The organism is Sorangium sp. So ce1153 (assembly GCF_051521595.1).
Lineage (GTDB): Bacteria > Myxococcota_A > Polyangia > Polyangiales > Polyangiaceae > Sorangium.
In genome coordinates, this window is the sequence record NZ_CP150361.1 from 7735610 (window position 1) to 7751333 (window position 15724).

The 15724-nt window shown below is 71.8% G+C and carries 11 protein-coding genes and 1 pseudogene; 5 read left to right on the forward strand and 7 right to left on the reverse strand.

Going from position 1 to position 15724, the window contains the following annotated elements; all coding sequences use genetic code 11:
- Nucleotides 1-141: 141 nt before the first annotated feature.
- Together WME85_RS27870 and WME85_RS27875 are read left to right on the forward strand one after the other, a co-directional pair.
- Nucleotides 142-1710: an aldehyde dehydrogenase family protein gene (locus WME85_RS27870; protein ID WP_437825425.1), complete on the forward strand. Its 1569-nt coding sequence runs from the start codon at nucleotides 142-144 to the stop codon at nucleotides 1708-1710.
- 189 nt (nucleotides 1711-1899) lie between these two features.
- Nucleotides 1900-2103, forward strand: a complete 204-nt coding sequence (locus WME85_RS27875) for a hypothetical protein (RefSeq protein ID WP_437825427.1) — start codon at nucleotides 1900-1902, stop codon at nucleotides 2101-2103.
- Between the two features lie 97 nt (nucleotides 2104-2200).
- On the opposite strand, the gene WME85_RS27880 is transcribed toward WME85_RS27875, so the two are convergent.
- Nucleotides 2201-3091: a hypothetical protein gene (locus WME85_RS27880; RefSeq protein WP_437825429.1), complete on the reverse strand. Its 891-nt coding sequence runs from the start codon at nucleotides 3089-3091 to the stop codon at nucleotides 2201-2203.
- A gap of 609 nt (nucleotides 3092-3700) precedes the next feature.
- Between WME85_RS27880 and WME85_RS27885 the strand changes: the two genes are divergently transcribed.
- The 3 genes and pseudogenes from WME85_RS27885 to WME85_RS27895 all read left to right on the forward strand — a co-directional run bounded on the left by WME85_RS27885 (nucleotide 3701) and on the right by WME85_RS27895 (nucleotide 6524).
- A complete protein-coding gene (locus tag WME85_RS27885; RefSeq protein WP_437825431.1) occupies nucleotides 3701-4825 on the forward strand; it encodes a type I restriction endonuclease in 1125 nt (374 codons plus the stop codon).
- Nucleotides 4826-4941: 116 nt separating this feature from the next.
- Nucleotides 4942-6015 (forward strand): annotated as a pseudogene (locus WME85_RS27890) (AAA family ATPase); the annotation flags it as partial.
- Nucleotides 6016-6194: 179 nt separating this feature from the next.
- Nucleotides 6195-6524, forward strand: coding sequence for a cupin domain-containing protein (locus WME85_RS27895; RefSeq protein WP_437825432.1), 330 nt, complete (start codon nucleotides 6195-6197; stop codon nucleotides 6522-6524).
- Between the two features lie 116 nt (nucleotides 6525-6640).
- On the opposite strand, the gene WME85_RS27900 is transcribed toward WME85_RS27895, so the two are convergent.
- The 6 genes from WME85_RS27900 to WME85_RS27925 all read right to left on the reverse strand — a co-directional run bounded on the left by WME85_RS27900 (nucleotide 6641) and on the right by WME85_RS27925 (nucleotide 15351).
- A complete protein-coding gene (locus WME85_RS27900) occupies nucleotides 6641-7648 on the reverse strand; it encodes a DUF2167 domain-containing protein (RefSeq protein WP_437825433.1) in 1008 nt (335 codons plus the stop codon).
- Between the two features lie 200 nt (nucleotides 7649-7848).
- On the reverse strand, nucleotides 7849-8694 hold the full coding sequence (locus WME85_RS27905; RefSeq protein ID WP_437825435.1) for a hypothetical protein: 846 nt from the start codon (nucleotides 8692-8694) through the stop codon (nucleotides 7849-7851).
- 657 nt (nucleotides 8695-9351) lie between these two features.
- On the reverse strand, nucleotides 9352-11757 hold the full coding sequence (gene lon / locus WME85_RS27910; protein ID WP_437825436.1) for an endopeptidase La: 2406 nt from the start codon (nucleotides 11755-11757) through the stop codon (nucleotides 9352-9354).
- Between the two features lie 287 nt (nucleotides 11758-12044).
- Entirely contained in the window at nucleotides 12045-13823 is a 1779-nt protein-coding gene (locus WME85_RS27915) for an LA_2272 family surface repeat-containing protein (RefSeq protein WP_437825439.1), read from the reverse strand.
- 47 nt (nucleotides 13824-13870) lie between these two features.
- Nucleotides 13871-14752: a tetratricopeptide repeat protein gene (locus WME85_RS27920; protein ID WP_437825441.1), complete on the reverse strand. Its 882-nt coding sequence runs from the start codon at nucleotides 14750-14752 to the stop codon at nucleotides 13871-13873.
- Entirely contained in the window at nucleotides 14749-15351 is a 603-nt protein-coding gene (locus WME85_RS27925; RefSeq protein WP_437302078.1) for an RNA polymerase sigma factor, read from the reverse strand. The genes WME85_RS27920 and WME85_RS27925 overlap by 4 nt, the downstream gene beginning before the upstream one ends.
- Nucleotides 15352-15724: the final 373 nt, after the last annotated feature.

The window sequence follows — 15724 nt, forward strand, 5'->3', positions numbered from 1 at the left end:
CATTTGCCGTGAAACAGGGCAAATGCTCATTTGCTGTACCTGCGCGGGAGGGGTAGGGTCCCGGCGCCGAGCAGCGAGCCGCGGGGCCGTCCGGCCACGACGCGGGGCTCGGCAGCGGAGGGATCGAACATGGGTCAGGTGGTGAGCGAACGCTCGAGCGGGGGCAACGGCAGCGGTCCTGGCGTGAACGGGCACGGGGGCGAGACGATCCGCAGCTACGCGCCTGCGACCGGGGAGCTCCTCGGGGAGGTCCCGAACACGAGCGCCGAGGAGGTGCGGGCCGCGGTCGCCCGGGCGCGGCGCGCGCAGGAAGCGTGGGGCGCGCTGCCCGTCGAGGAGCGCAGCCAGCGGATCCTCCGCTTCCGCGACGCCATCGTCGATCGGGCCGACGAGATCGTCGATCTGCTGTCGCGCGAGTGCGGCAAGCCGCGGCAGGAGGCGCTCCTCCACGAGGTCCTGGTCGCGGCGGACATGGCGACGTACTTCGCGGACATCGCGCCGAAGGCGCTCGAGACGCGCGAGATCAAGCTCCACCTCTTCAAGCACCGGCGCAGCTGGGTCCACTACGCCCCGCGCGGCGTCATCGGCGTGATCTCGCCGTGGAACTTCCCGTTCCAGCTGGCGCTGCGCGACGTGCTCGCGGCGGTCATCACGGGCAACGCCGCCGTGCTCAAGCCGAGCGAGGTGACGCCGCTCATCGCCCTCAAGCAGAAGGAGATCTGGGACGGCGCGGGCATGCCGGAGGATCTCTTCCAGGTCGTCACCGGCTACGGGCCGACCGGCGCGGCGCTCATCGACAGCGGCATCCAGATGCTCGTCTTCACGGGCAGCGTCAGCACGGGCAGGCGGGTCGCCGCCGCGTGCGGGGAGCGCCTCATCCCGTGCGTGATGGAGCTCGGCGGCAAGGCGCCGCTCATCGCGTGCGCGGACGCGGACGTCGAGCGCACGGCGCAGGCGATCGTGTTCGGCGGCTTCGCGAACGCGGGGCAGGTCTGCGTCGCGGTGGAGCGGGTCTACGCGCACCGCGAGATCCACGACCGCCTGCTCGAGCGCACGGTCGAGATCACGAGGGGGCTGAACCAGGGCGATCCGGGCAGGGAGTTCGTGGACGTCGGGGCGATCATCTTCCCGCCGCAGATCGACGTGGCCGAGCGGCACATCAAGGATGCGGTCGAGAAGGGCGCGAGCGTGAAGGCGGGCGGCAAGCGCGTGCCCGGGCAGGGCCAGTTCTTCGAGCCGACGATCCTCGCCGGGTGCGATCACGCGATGACGGTGATGAACGAGGAGATCTTCGGGCCGGTCGTGCCGTTCATGCAGGTCGCCACCGAGGAGGAGGCGATCCGCCTCGCGAACGAGTCGCACCTCGGGCTGAACGCGTACGTCTTCTCGGAGGACACGGATCACGCCCGCCGGCTGGCCGAGCGCCTGCAGGTGGGCAGCGTGCTGGTCAACGACGTGCTCCTGAACGGCGCCCTCCCCGACGCGCCGTTCGGCGGCATCAAGCAGAGCGGCTTCGGCCGGGTGATGGGCGAGGACGGGCTCCGGCAGATGTGCGACGTGAAGCACATCAACGCGGATCGCGTCGCGCTCGGGTCGAAGGACCCGACGTGGTTCCCCTACACCGAGGCGTCGTACGGCTGGTTCAAGAAGGGCATGCGCGTGCTCTACTCGAGCGGGAGCTTCCTCCGCCGCATCGGCGAGCTGTTCTAGAGCGGCGGGCAGCCGCTTCGGATCCGGGCCCATCTCGACGTTTTCGGTGCTCAGCGCACCGGAGTGCGCTTCCGCGCCGAAAACGCCGATCTGGGCCCGTCTCCTGTGCGGGTGACCGCCGCTCTGGGTCGCATGTCCCAGACGCGCGCCCCCTTGCTCCCCTGCCCCCTTCCGATCCACGCTGCATCCATGGCTACCCGCCCCGATGCCTCGCCGAGCGACCCCATCCTCGCGGCCATCGACCGCGCGCCGCGAGTGCAGAGGCTCACGCCGGAGCAGCGCGCCGAGCTCGAGCAAGACCTGGCCGACATCGCGGCAGGCCGAGCGCGCCTCGTCGCTCACGAGCGTCTGCCGCAGGCGCTGGAGGAGCTGGCCCGCGAGCAGGACGGATGAGCTTCCGCGTCGTCTGGAACTTCCCCGCCCTGGCGACGTTCTACAGCCTGCCGATACACTCGGCCTTCATGATCGACCGGGCGGTCGTTCGGTCGCTTCAGACCGGCGCGGGCTCGACCGGCCTGGGCTCGACCGGCTTCGACTCGACGGGAGCGGGCTCGGCCGGCGCCGTCTCCTCCGGCGCGACGGCGCTGCCGCGGCGCTTCGGGCGGAGCCTCCGCAGGGCGTTGCGGAACGAGGCGGCGCTGAAGCGGCGCTTCGCCTCGGGCATGTCCCAGCAGGCGTTGACGCCGGCGGCGCGCGCCTCGTACCCGAGCAGCGTGGCGTAGGTGACGATGGAGTTGCGGAGCGCCATCGCCTCTTCGCGGTTCCGCAGGCCGAGGATGCCGAGCAGATCGCGGCCGCTCACCTCGTCGAGCAGGACGCTCCCCTCGCGCAAGAAGTCGTCGGTGAGGCCGACCGGAGCCAGGCGGGCCTGGTGCTGCCTGGCGAGCCGGAGGAGCATGCCGAGGTCGCTGACCTCCTCGTCGAGGGTGCCGCTCGTGTTCACGTCGGCGAACTGCTCCGCGACGTCCGGCTCGAAGACGAACGCCTGGTCGGCGAACGCCTTGAGCCGCGCGCGCCAGGGCCGGCTCGCCTTGAGCACCTGCTCGATCGATCGCACCTGATAGGCGCCGGTGCGCTTGCCCTCGCCGAACCAGAGGTTCGCCGTGTCGAGGAGCTGGATGGCGCCGCGGAGCAGCGCGCGGCGCTCGGGGCCGTACGCCTTGCTGGCGAGCGGCGCCTCGTACTGGACGACCGACAGGTAGAGATCCCGGAGCTCCGTGAGCGTGGTCGAGATGGGCTGGCTCGGCTCCATGACCTCACGAACGATGCGGTCCAGCTCGGGGCGCGCCTGCTCGAGGAGGGCCTGAAACTCCGCGGGGGTCCCGACCGCGCGGGTCTCCTTCAGAACTGCGTGCTGCTCTTGTGAGAGTTCGATTCCCATAACCTACCTCCTGGTGGGGTGGTGGCCAGTGTGGACGTCGTGGCCAGCGGGCGGTCGTAGCACGACAGCAGAGCTCGGAGCGGCCCAGCGGGCCCTGGATCTCTGGAAAGCATGGTTGCGTCGCCGGGGAGCTGCACCAGCGCTTCGGGGGCGCGGCCCGGCGGAGCTGGAGAGCGGGATCAGCGGGTCGGCGAACGCGGCCAGCGCGGCGGGGGAGCTGCACCAGCAGCGCGGAGGAGCCATGTCAGCGCGGTCGGGGAGCGGCACCAGCAGCGCGGAGGAGCGGCACCAGCAGCGCGGGGAGCGCGGCCAGCAGCTCGGGGGAGCTGCACCAGCGGGTGCTGACAACGGCTCCGGACGTGCTGGCGAGCGTCCACGACCTGCTGGCGAGGGGCGGATGAGCCGGCCGGAGGCCCTGCTCGGAGCCGGAAGGGTGCGAAGGGGGCGCCATCACGGCCTCAGCGGCCTGAGCTGGCCCTCGTCGACGCGCTCCGGCGGTGAACGCTGGTCGGCGCATCAAGGCGCCGCGCGCTCCTCGAAACCAGGCGCCGCGCGCTCGACACACAGCGCGGAGGTCCTGTAGCCTCTCCCGTAAGAAAGGGGCAGTCCATGAGGGAGGCGCTCGCATCGCATGTCAACCGCGTCCGTGAGTTGGCAGAGCACGTCAAGGGCAACGAACAGGCCACGAAGCAAAGCTTGATCGGGCCGTTATTCACTCTTCTTGGTTACGATCTGACCGACCCTCGCCAGTGCCTTCCCGAGTATCGCGTCGACTTCGGAAAGGACCGGTCGGTCAAGCCGATCGACTGGGCATTCCTTCAGAACGGACGCCCCATCTTCTTCGTAGAAGCCAAAGAAGCGGGACGGAAGCTCGCCGGCTTCGATGAGCAGCTGGCGGATTATTTCGCGAAGGCCCCCGAGGCGAAGCTCGGAATCCTGACGAATGGTATCCAGTGGCGCTTTTTCACCGACGTTGTGAACGAAAACGTGATGGATAAGGAGCCGTTCGTGCAGTGGGACGTTCTGGCCGACGACCAGCCACCGCTCGACTTCCTCACAGTGCTCCAGAAATCCGAGTACAATGCTGGCCTTATTCGGGCGTTCGCCCAGCGGACCCGTCAGCAGAACCTTCTTGTTCAGGAGCTGGCCAGGCTGCTCGAGCCGGCGCCGGAGTTCACGAAGCTCGCCGTCGCAAGGATCGAAACGAGGAATCTGACCGCTGCGGTGGTCGAGAACTGGAAGCCGATCGTGGCGAATGCCATCAGCGAATGGGCGAAGCAGCGCGCGCTGGCGTCGGTTCTGGAAGCCCAGGCGCGCATCAGCGCTCCTCCCGAAGAGCCACAGGCGCCCAAGGTGGAAACGACGCAGGAAGAGCTCAATGCCTTCGCAAACGCTCAGCGCCTGCTCGGGCCCGAACGGCCGATCGCTTATGAAGACACCGTCTCCTATCTGAAGATGCATCTTCTGGAGAGGCGGACGGCGGTGTTCTGCAGGCTGCTGGCCGGGCGCAAGAAGCCGTGCATCTGGGTACCTCTGCCGAGCGAAAGGGTGGTCCCGCTTGCTGCGTCGCTTCCGGTCACCATCCCGCAGCTCGGCTGGTCGTGCGTGACGATGGAGTCGATCGATGACCTCGACAAGCTGGGCGAGCTGCTGCGCACCTCTCACGAGCACGTGAGATCGGCGCTGAGAGGCAAGGCTGCCGAGCCCAGCGACGGCGGCGGGACAGCCGTGTAGACCCGCGCTCGCGCTCCTTCGGCATCGGCCTCCACCGGCTTCGGGCCGCGCCCTCCCGGCCGATCGCCGCTGCGAGGCGCGAGCGCTGCGCCCGGCCTTGCTGCTACAGTCGCGGCGTGGCGCGCTGGTTCAACATCGCGGGGCCTTGCAAGCCGGAGCTCCACTACATGCTGCCGGCGCTGCGCCGGCTGCCCACGGTGCGACGGCTCATCGACCAGATGACCTACTTCGTCGTGCACGCGCCGCGGCAGGTCGGCAAGACGACCGCGCTGCTCGCGCTGGCGGAAGAGCTGCTCCGCGAGGGCCGCCACGTGGCGGTGGTCGTCTCGGCGGAGGTCGGCGCCCCGCTCTCCCGAGATCTCGAGGCCGCCGAGCCAGCCATCCTGGACGCATGGCGGGGCGCGGCGGAGCGGCGGCTGCCGCGGGAACTGTGGCCGCCGCCCTGGCCGGAAGCCGCGCCCGGCCGGCGGATCGGGGCAGCGTTGCAGGCGTGGGCGAGCGCAGCGCCGCGGCCGCTCGTCGTGTTGATCGACGAGATCGACGCGCTGGAAGACGTCACCCTGGTCTCGGTGCTGCGGCAGATCCGCGACGGCTACCCGGACCGCCCGCGCTCGTTCCCGTGGTCGCTGGCGCTCGTGGGGATGCGGGACGTGCGCGACTACAAGGTTGCGTCGGGAGGAGGCGCGCGGCTCGGGACAGCGAGCCCCTTCAACATCAAGGTGCAGTCCCTCACGTTGCGAGGCTTCACGCGCGAGGAGGTGGCGGAGCTCTACGCGCAGCACACGGCCGAGACCGGACAGGCGTTCTTGCCCGAGGCCGTGGAGCGGGTGTTCTCGCTTACTCAGGGGCAGCCGTGGCTCGTGAACGCGATCGCCCGGCAGCTCGTCGAGGTGGTGGTGCCGGACGCCGCGCGGTCGATCACCGCAGCGGACGTGGAGCGGGCGAAGGCTCTCCTGATCGAGCAGCAGGAGACCCACCTGGACAGCCTGGCGGAGCGGCTGCGGGAGCCGCGGGTGCGCGCCGTCATCGAGCCGATGCTGGCGGGGGAGGCGCCGGGCGAGCTCCCGCGCGACGACATCCGGTTCCTGGAGGACCTCGGCCTGGCGCGTATGGGCGAAAGCGGTGGCCTGGAGATCGCAAACCCGATCTACCGCGAGATCATCGTGCGCGAGCTCGCGACCCCCTCGCGATGGAACTGACGGACAAGAGACGGCGACGGCGGGGCTTGCGGCGCGGACGGGGGCAATGGTACCGACCGGCGATGCGCTCCGCCTCCGTTCTCCTGGTTGCATGCTGCCTTTCCGCGAGCGCCTGCGCGCAAAGGGCGCCGCGAAGCGCGGGGCAGGAAGCGCGCGGGCCCACGGTGGAGGTGCTCGCGAAAGGCGGTGCGTCGTGGGACGGCGCGGCCCTGCCGGCCTACCCGACGACAGCACCGGAAGTCACGATCGCCCGTGTCACGATCCCCCCGCACAGCGCGCTCCACGTCCACAAGCACCCGATCATCAACGCGGCCTACATGGTCTCGGGCGCCATCACGGTCGTGGCGGAGTCGGGCAAGGAGCTCAAGGTGCACGCAGGGGATGGATTCCTCGAGCTCGTCGACACCTGGCACCACGGGCGAAACGACGGCGATGAGCCAGCGGTGATCGTGGTCGTTTACGTCGGTTCACCGGGAGTGCCGCTCACCGTGGAGAAGTAGGGACTGGCGAGCACGCCGTCGTCCAGGGACGAACTGCCCCGCCGGCCGGAGCCACCGCCTCGATCGGCGCCTCCTCCAGCGAGGCCAAGAAGACCTGATTCATCTCCTCGAAGAAGTCAGGCGCGCCCGCGGACCCGGTCCCAGAACACCTTGGCGGCGCCCGCGGCAGCCGCCAGGCCGGCGACGACGAGCTTCTTGCTGGCGAGCAACACGGCGAGCAGCCCCTTGAACAGCCCCGCCTTGGCCGCCACCTTGCCCGCGACCAGGGCGCCGATGCCGTACGCGGCCACGTGGTCGATGTCCTCGTTGAAGTCCTCGTAACGGTTGCCGGGCTTGAACTCGACGAACTTCAGCACGCTCTGCATCTCGCTCCGCACCGTCGCGAGCTGCTTCATGCTGGAGACGGCGTTCAGCTCGAGCACGCCTTTGCGCCCGAGCACGCGGATCGCGTAGTTGAGCGTGCCGTCCTTGTTGCCGTCGAACTCGAGCGCCTTGGCCCAGTACAGCTTCTTCGACGCTGGATCGTAGTGAGGTGGCTCGGCCCAGCCGGTCAGGCGCACGGCGGGGAAGCCCGCCTTCTGGCGCTCCTGGTTCCTCTCGCTGGTGTCCTTCTGCATCTCGGCCAGGAGCTCGCCGAAATCGATGTCCTTCGCGTCGTCGTCGTCGACGTGGCCCTCCTCCACGTAGCTGATCACGACACCCCACGAGTCGTCCGCGATCGGGCTCAGGCCGGCCGGGAACACCATGCCGAGCGCGTCGGACCCCGGGGGATTGCCCCAGGCCTGGAGCACCTTCCTCGCGCCTTCCGGGCCCGTGAAGCGGAACGACTCCGGCACGTCGAGCTCGGCCAGGTTGTCACCGACCGTGACCTTCCCGCTCTGGAGCTTCAGCTCGGCGTCGAACTGCTGCATCGCCGCGGCGATCTCCTCGGCCGTCGGCTCCCGCTCTGCGTCGCCGGACGGCGCCGCCGCAGCCGGCTGCGCGGCCCCCGCGGGCGCGGCGCCAGCCGCTCGGGCTGCGGGTTCCACGGGCGCGGCAGGGCTCGGGTCCCCGGCCGCGGCGAGCGCGCTCGCGCCGAGCACAAGGGCCACCGAAGCGATCGAAGCGAGTCGACGATGTGACATATCCCCTCCTGACGGAACACCCTGCCGAAAAAATTCCGAGCATTCAACAAGAATGTCCCGTGGCGCACAACCACGACGGGGCGCCCCGCAGGCTGTGGAGGAGGCGGCCCCTCCGATGCACGGCGGTCCTGTCCCCTCCCGTCCCTCCACCTCCTGCTCCCCCTGATCGCGGAGGCTGTCGGAACACGCGTGGTCCTGGCTCAACCCCTGTCCCGGGCGTCTCCTTGCCAGGGAGTCTGACCGCTATCGCCGCCGCCGACGACGCCGCCGCCCCCGCCTCCACCGCCCCCGCCGCATTCCGGCGTCTCGCTGCACGAGCACGAGCTCCCGCACTCCCGATGGATGGAGGGATGGGTGGGGCCGTCACCGAGGCCTCTGCAATCGACGCTGCAAGAGTTCGCCTTGCATGTGACCTTCACGTTGCCCGAACACCCTGAGCCGTTGCACTTGAGCGAGCATCGGCCGGTGTCACTGCACCGTAGATCCAGGTTCTCGCAGCTGTTGTCATTGCAGACGACCTCGCACGGAAACGGCCCCCTGCACGTCACCAGAGCGCCGTTGCACTGATCGTTGTTGCACATGAGCACCACGGGGTGCTCCGACGCATCGAGCGTCACGGACTGGTTTGCCGTGTCGATCCCGAATTCGTTGCACGTGCCGCTGCCCTGGGGAGCGCACTGCTTGATGAGCTCGGGCAGCGATTCATCGGGGGTCCACTCGCATGCCTGGCACGTCCCGGAGGACGTGTCGCAGACCGCGTCGCTGCAGTCGCGTGACGTCGAGCAGCTCGTGGCGCACTCCGTCCCGCTCGCGTCGCAGGTGTAGGGCGCGCAGCTCCTCGGCTTGGCCGAGCACGTGCCGTCTTCGCCGCAGGTGCCGAGAGGCGTCTCCTCCCCGCTCGCGCACGTCCCGCCGCACGGCGTCCCCGCCGGCCCGCATCCGGAGTCGTCGACGCGCATGTCATGGAGGCCCGTAACGAACTGGCAGCTCACCGCCGCGACGCTCACGGCCAGCGTCAGCGCGGCGTGGGCGGCGAGTCTGGTCAAGTTAAGTTCATTCATCCTGTGGAGAGTTCAACCCAGAGCGGCGCCTCGGACAAGCCCACAGATCGGCGCCCGGGAAGCGAGATCGAACCAGGCGTAATTTTCTTCTCCGGATCCGTCCCCGCGCGGCCGCGCAGGCCGGCGGCAGCGCCGCGGCCCCTCGGATCTCACGATCCTGAGGCGTGCAGTCGCCGTGACGGGGCACGCCTCGCCACGCGGGCAAGCTCAGCGCTCTCGTTGTCACGCGGATGGGCCACGCGCTCAGAGCGTGTCCTAGGTCGCGCTGGTCGAGGCGCGCCTTGTGTGACGCGCAACGCGACGTGTCGTTGGACGGCGCCCACAAGACAGTGTGAGCGCCGGCGGGGGGCTGTGCGCGGCGGCGCGCGGGTGGGCGCGACCAGCACCGAACGAGGTACCATGAGCTCTCAGGGGGCTTTACGTCTCAGGCGCGCCTTGTGTGGCGCGCGACGGGACGTCTCAGGAGGCGTGGCCCGAAGTGAGACATGCCGGGCGGTGTTCTCGGCGCAAGCTCCCCGGCCCCGGTCTTGGCGGATGGCCGAGCGCCCACCCGCGCGCCGCCGCGCACAGCCCCCCGCCGGCGCGTGCGGCTCGGCACAGCCGCGCGCGGCTCGGCCCCCTCCCCTCCCCTACCCTACGCGGCTACGCGGCAGCCGCCGGCTCGCCCGCCGTCACGTTCGCCGCCGAGCCCGCCGCCGGAGCCACCGCCTCGATCGGCGCCTCCTCCAGCGCCGCCGCGATGACCTGGCTCATGTCCTCGACGAAGATGAGCTCCAGCTCGGCCCGCACCTCCTTCGGGATCTCCTCGGCGTCGCGCGCGTTCTTCTGCGGCAGGACGATCCGCGTGATCCCGGCGCGGTGCGCCGCGAGCACCTTGGACTTGATCCCGCCGACCGGCAGCACCCGCCCGCGCAGCGTGCACTCGCCCGTCATCGCCGTGTCCGACCGCACGCGCCTCCCGGAGAGCAGCGACGTGAGCGCCGTGAACATCGTCACGCCCGCCGACGGCCCGTCCTTGGGCACGCCGCCCGCGGGGACGTGGATGTGCAGGTCCTCCGTCTCGAGCTTCGCCGTGTCGACGCCGAGCTCGCCAGCGTGGCTGCGCACATACGAGAGCGCCGCCCTCGCCGACTCCTTCATGACGTCGCCGAGCTGGCCCGTGATCTCCACCCTGCCCTTCCCCGGCATCCGCGAGGTCTCGATGAACAGGATGTCCCCGCCCACCGGCGTCCAGGCGAGCCCGGTCGCGACGCCAGGCACGCTCGTCCGCTCCGCCACGTCGCTGAAGAACCGGACCTTGCCAAGGTACTTCCCGAGATCGTGCGCCTCGACCACCACGCGCGGGGCCTTGCCGTCCGCGGCGCGCGCGACCTCCAGCGCGATCGCCCGGCACAGCTTCTTGATCTCGCGGCCGAGCTGCCGCACGCCGGCCTCGCGCGTGTAGTCGCGCACGATGGCCGCGAGCGCCTCGTCCGTGATCGTCAGCGACGACGGCTCGATCGCGTGCTCCTTGAGCTGCTTCGGGACGAGGTGCGACCGCGCGATCGCGGTCTTCTCGTCCGGCGTGTAGCCGGACAGCTCGATGATCTCGAGCCGGTCCCGGAGCGGCGCGGAGAGCGCGCCGAGATCGTTCACCGTGCAGAGGAAGACGACCTCCGACAGATCGAACGGGAGCTCCATGTAGTGGTCGACGAACGTCCGGTTCTGCTCGGGATCGAGCACCTCCAGGAGCGCCGCCTCGGGCGAGCCGCGCCAGCCGGCGCCGAGCTTGTCGACCTCGTCGAGGAGCACGACCGGGTTCTTCACCTTCGCCTTCTTCAGCGCGTGCACGATCCGGCCGGGCAGCGCGCCGACGTACGTCCGCCGGTGGCCGCGCAGCTCCGCCTCGTCGTGCACGCCGCCGAGCGAGATGCGCACGAACGGGCGGCCGGTGGCGTCGGCGATCGACTGGCCCAGCGAGGTCTTGCCCACGCCGGGCGGGCCCGCCAGGCAGAGGATCGTCGCGCGCGACTGCCCCGTCAGCTTGAGCACGGCCATGTGCTCGAGGATGCGGCGCTTCACGTCGTCGAGGCCGCGGTGGTCCTCGTCGAGCTTCGCCTGGACCGCGTCGAGGTCGTCCTTCACGGTCGCCCGCGCGCTCCACGGCAGGTCGGCGATCCACTCGAGGTAGGTGCGGATCACGTTGTGCTCCGCGCTCTGCGGCCCGATCGCCTCGAGCCGGCGGAGCTCCCGATCGGCGACGGCGCGCGCCTCCTCGGGGAGCCCGGCCTCGTCGAGCCGGCGGCGCAGGATCGACAGCTCGTCCTCGCCCTGCTCGCCGCCCGCGAGCTCCTTCTGGATGGCCCGGAGCTGCTCGCGGAGGATCGCCTCGCGCTGCCCCTTGCCGAGCTCGCGCCGCACGTCGCTGTCGATCTTCTTCTTGAGGTCCGCGAGGGTGGCCGCCTCCGCGAGCAGGCTCGCGACCTTCTGGAGCCGCGGCACGACGCGGAGCTCGGCGAGCACCTCCATCTCCTTCTCGGTCGGGAGGCCGAGCGCGCCGGCGATCTGGTCGGCGAAGAGGCCCGGCTCGGCCCGGCTCGCGGCGGCGATCTCGGCGAGGTTGGTCGAGGTCCGCGGGCCGATCTCGCGGGCGCGGTCGCGCAGCGAGGCGGCGAGCAGGCGCGCCTCCTCGCCGTCGCCGAGGAACTCGGGCGCGACGGCGCCCTCGGCCCGCCAGTAGGGCTCGGTGTCGACGAGGCCGGTGAGCGCGAAGCGATCGAGCCCCTCGATCACCAGGCGGAAGCCGTTCGAGACGCGCGTGACGTCGACGACCCGCGCGAACGTGCCGATGTCGTGGAGATCCTCGCGCTGAGGATCCTCGCGCTTGGGATCGCGCTGGGCGATGACGCCGATCACGTCGCCGGCGTGCACCGCGTTGAGCAGCGCCACCGAGCGGGCGCGGCCCACCGGGAGGGTGAGCACGGTGCCGGGGAAGAGCACGCCCGTGCGGAGAGGGAGCAGGGGAAACGGAGAGCGAGGCGCGCTGGCGCCGCTTCGAAGCTGGCTCATACAGACTCCTGTGGCAGCGGTCGGCTCGCGCCATCCCTGCCGGAATCGGTGGACGGGTTGTCGATGAGGTGCGCCGCGCCTCCGCCGGTCAGGGCGGCGCGCGGCGCGCGGATGGGACGCTCACGTAGACCGCCTCGAGCGACCGCTCGGGCGAGCTCCATGAACCGATGAACGGAAAGTAAATTCGTTCACGCGCCCGTCAACCCGCTGCCGATGAGCACGGCGAGCCGGTCAGAGCACCTCGGGCCAGACGCTCGGGTCAGAGCACCTCGGGCCAGACGCTCGGGTCAGAGCACCTCGACGCCGAGCACGACGCCGGGCCAGGCGCGCTGGGCGTCCGAGTCGCCGAGGCGGAGCGGGATGCTGCCGTACGGGCTCAGCCTCGCGTCCTCGGGGGTGTCGCCGAAGGCGACGTTGTAGCTGGGCCCCCCGAAGATCGCGAACTCCGGGGCGAGGCGGAGGCCGAGGAGCGCGCGCGCCTGCGCCAGCACGGCCCCTGGCTCGAATGAAGACGAGGGGTCGTGGAGCGAGTACCCGAGCGCGTCGAGGTCGAGGAAGGCGCGCTCGCCGAAGGTGATGCGGCCGCCCAGGCCGAGCGCGTACGTCACGAGGGGGCGGTCGCCGAGGAGGCGGACGCCGACCCCGTAGATGTTGTGGAAGTGCTCGCTCCCGTGCTTGAGGCCGGCCATCACGATGCCGGACTCGAGGGCCCAGACGTCCACGTCGAGGCGGCCATTGCGGACGATGTTGAGGAGCCCGAGCGAGAGGGGCGACTCGTCGGCGTAGTTGACGAGGCCGATCTGCGCGCCCCTCACCTTGCCGGTGGCCACGTTCACGAGGCCGATCTGCGTGCCCGTCGACTCGCCGGCGGCGACGTTGGCCAGGCTGATCTGCGCGTCGGTCGACTTGCTCACGGCCGCGTTGAGCAGGCTGACCTGCACGTCCGTCGACTCGCCCACGGCGACGTTGACGAGGCCGAGCTGCGCCCCGGCCACGGAGCCGGCCGCGACGTTCACCGCGCCGCCCTGCACGCCGTCGACAGGGCCAGCGACGTTCAGCACGCCGCCCTGCACGCCGTCGACAGGGCCCGTGACGACGTTGATCGGGCCTACCTGCGCGCCGCGGAGCGACATGGCGAGGTTGAGCCCAGCGGTGAGCTGCGCGCCGCGCGCCGGGCCGAGCGCGAGGTTGGCGCCGCCGGAGAGCTGCGCGCCGCACATGAACGACGAGGAGATGTTGACGCCGGCGCCGAGCTCCAAGCCCGTGACGCCCGCCGTGTAGCCGCCGACGAGGTTCAGCGAGTAACGGCGGACGACGTTCGTGCCGGTGAAGCTCGAGGAGCCGACGAAGGGGACGACGTCGGCGCCGAAGCGGACGGTCGTCGCGCCGGGGAGCGCGCACGGAGGAGGCTCGGGGGGCGCGGCCTTCGCGGAGCGCGCAGCGCTCGCGGAGCGCGCAGCCCTCGCGGAGCGCGCAGACCACGCGGAGCCCGCGGCCTGGCCGGGCGGCTTCGGCTCGCCCGCGGCGGGCGGCGTGGGGCTCGCGGCGGGATCCTCGGGCGGGCGCTTGCCCAGCGCCGCGGCGAGCTCCGCCGCCTCGTCGCGGACGAGGTTGCCCGCGAGCAGGGAGATCGCCTCGGCGGCGCGGTCGGGATCCTCGGGGACGTCGATCGTGCGGCCGATGTGGCGGCCGTCCGTGGAGCTGTACGTCAGCGTGACGCGGCCGTCAGGCTCGCCGCGGAGGACGAGCGTGGGGCGGCCGGCGGTCGCCGAGGGCGAGAGCGTGACGGGGCCGCCGAGCTCGCGCCCGACCGCCGCGCGCACGGCTTCGGGATCGAGCGTCCACGAGGCGCCGTCGACGACGAGGTCGATCCCGGCGGCGCTCGGCGCGGCGGCGAGCGCGCTCGCGAAGGGCGCGGAGACCGCCGCGACGACGCTCGCGGCGGCGAGGGCGCGCAGCACCAGGGCGCGCGCGCGGAGGCCTGCGCCGCGCGCGGAGGGCTTCCGGACGGAGCGCGGCGGACCGCTCGGAGGAGCGGAGACAGGAGCGGTATCGTGTGTGTTCATCGACCGTGGAGTGCCCGCTCGCGGCGCGTTCGTTCACGCGCCGTCGCTCACCGCTCCGCGCTGCTCATCGCCTCGAGCAGCGAGCGCGACTCGGTCTGCCGGTAGCCGCCGTGGGCGCCCTGCGCGAACGGCTCGAGCGCGCGGCGCGCCTCGTCCGTGCGGCCGAGGCGCACCAGGCAGAGGGCGCGGTTGTACTGCGCCTCCACGGCGAAGCGGCCGCGAGGCGCGGCGGCGAGGTAGGCGTCCCAGGCGCCGAGCGCGGCGGACGGGTTGCGCTCGACGAAGTGCGCGCGGTGCGCCGTCTGGTAGAGCGCGTCGGTGTCGGGACCGGCGGGCGGGCGCTGGGCGGCCTGCGGATCGTTCGCCTGCGGGCGGGCGGCGGGCGAGGGGCTCGCCGCGCTCGCCGAGGCGGCCCCGCGCGCGGCCTGCGGCGCCGGCGCGACCGCCACGGTCGGCGTGCGCCGCGGCGCCGGCGCGCTCTCGGAGGGCGCGGTGGGCAGCGCGGGCGCCGTGAGCGGCGCGACGCCGGACGCGAGCGGCGGCGGCGCGGGCGGCGCGAGCTCCGCGACGCTGGGCTCAGCCTCCGGCGGCGCGGGCGCGTCCGCCTCGGCCGCGCGCCGTGGCGCGAGCCGCGCGCGGGAGGGCGGCGGCCCGGGCGGCGCGTCCGGCGGATCTGCCGCGGTGAGGCCGAGCTGGGATGCGATGTCGTTCCACGCGTCCGGGAACCAGCGCGCGGCGGAGGCCCACGCGGCAGAGCCGACGAGGACGGCGGCCAGCGGGACCACCAGGCGGACGGTCGTGAGCCGGCGGGCGCGCTGCGCCTTCAGGCTCCTCATCACGCGGGCGCGCGTCTCGTCGCGACGGCCGCGCGAGGCGTCGGCCTCGTCGCGCAGCGCGCGGGCGGCGTCGCGGAGCACGTCGTCCTTCATGGGGTCCTCTCTTCCAGCAGCGTCCGGAGCTTCTGTTTGGCGTGGAAAAGCCGCGTGCGCACGGTCGCCTCGGGCACGCCCAGGATCTCGGACACCTCGCGCGCGCTGCGCTCCTCGACCTCGCACAGCACGAACGTCGCGCGCTGCGCGTCCGGCAGCTCGTCGAGGGCGCGGTTCAGGGCCCTGGCGAGGGCGGCGCGGCCGACCTCCCGCTCGGGGTTCGTCGGTTTCTCTTCGTCCGGCTCCAGGGCGAGCCGCTCCATGGCCGAGCGGCGGCGCGCCGCGGAGCGGAGGTGGTGGCGGGCGTGGTTGACCGCGATGCCGATGAGGAACGTCTTCAGCGACGAGCCGCCGCGGAACCGCTGCGCGGCCTGCGGCAGGCTGACGAAGACGTCGTGCGTCAGATCCTCGGCGGACGCGTCGTCGCCGGTGAGGCGCCGGGCGAACGCGCGCACCGCCTCGTAGTGCTTGTCGTAGGCCTCGCCGATCGCCGCGGGGTCGCCTTGCCGCAGCCGCTCGACGAGGGCCTCCTCCGCGTCCTGCGTGCGCTCCGCGCCGCGGGTGAAGAGGAACGGCATGAGGAGCGCGATGGTCCTCATCGGCCCCTTCCTCTCCTCGGCGCGCCGGTGAGGAGCGGCGCCCGCCGGCTGTCCCTGCGGAAAGCCCGGGGCCTGCTCTGTCCCGTCTCGATCCATTCGTGGGTCGTCATGATTACATCCGAAAGCGCTCCGTGGCGCTGCCCGTTTGCCGTCGACCGGCGCCGGAGGACCAGGGAGGACGTGAGCCACCCTGCTCCGTGCCCGGCATGGAGGAGGTCGTTCATGGCCGCGCGTCCATTTCGTGCCCGGGCGGGTCGGGATCGTTCAACCTCGGGGGGCGAAATCGGACGAGACCGACAGGCGGGGGTCGACCCCACCCCGGGCCGGGGGGGACGGCGGGGGGACCGCCGGGGGAACGGTAGGTGGCGGAGGG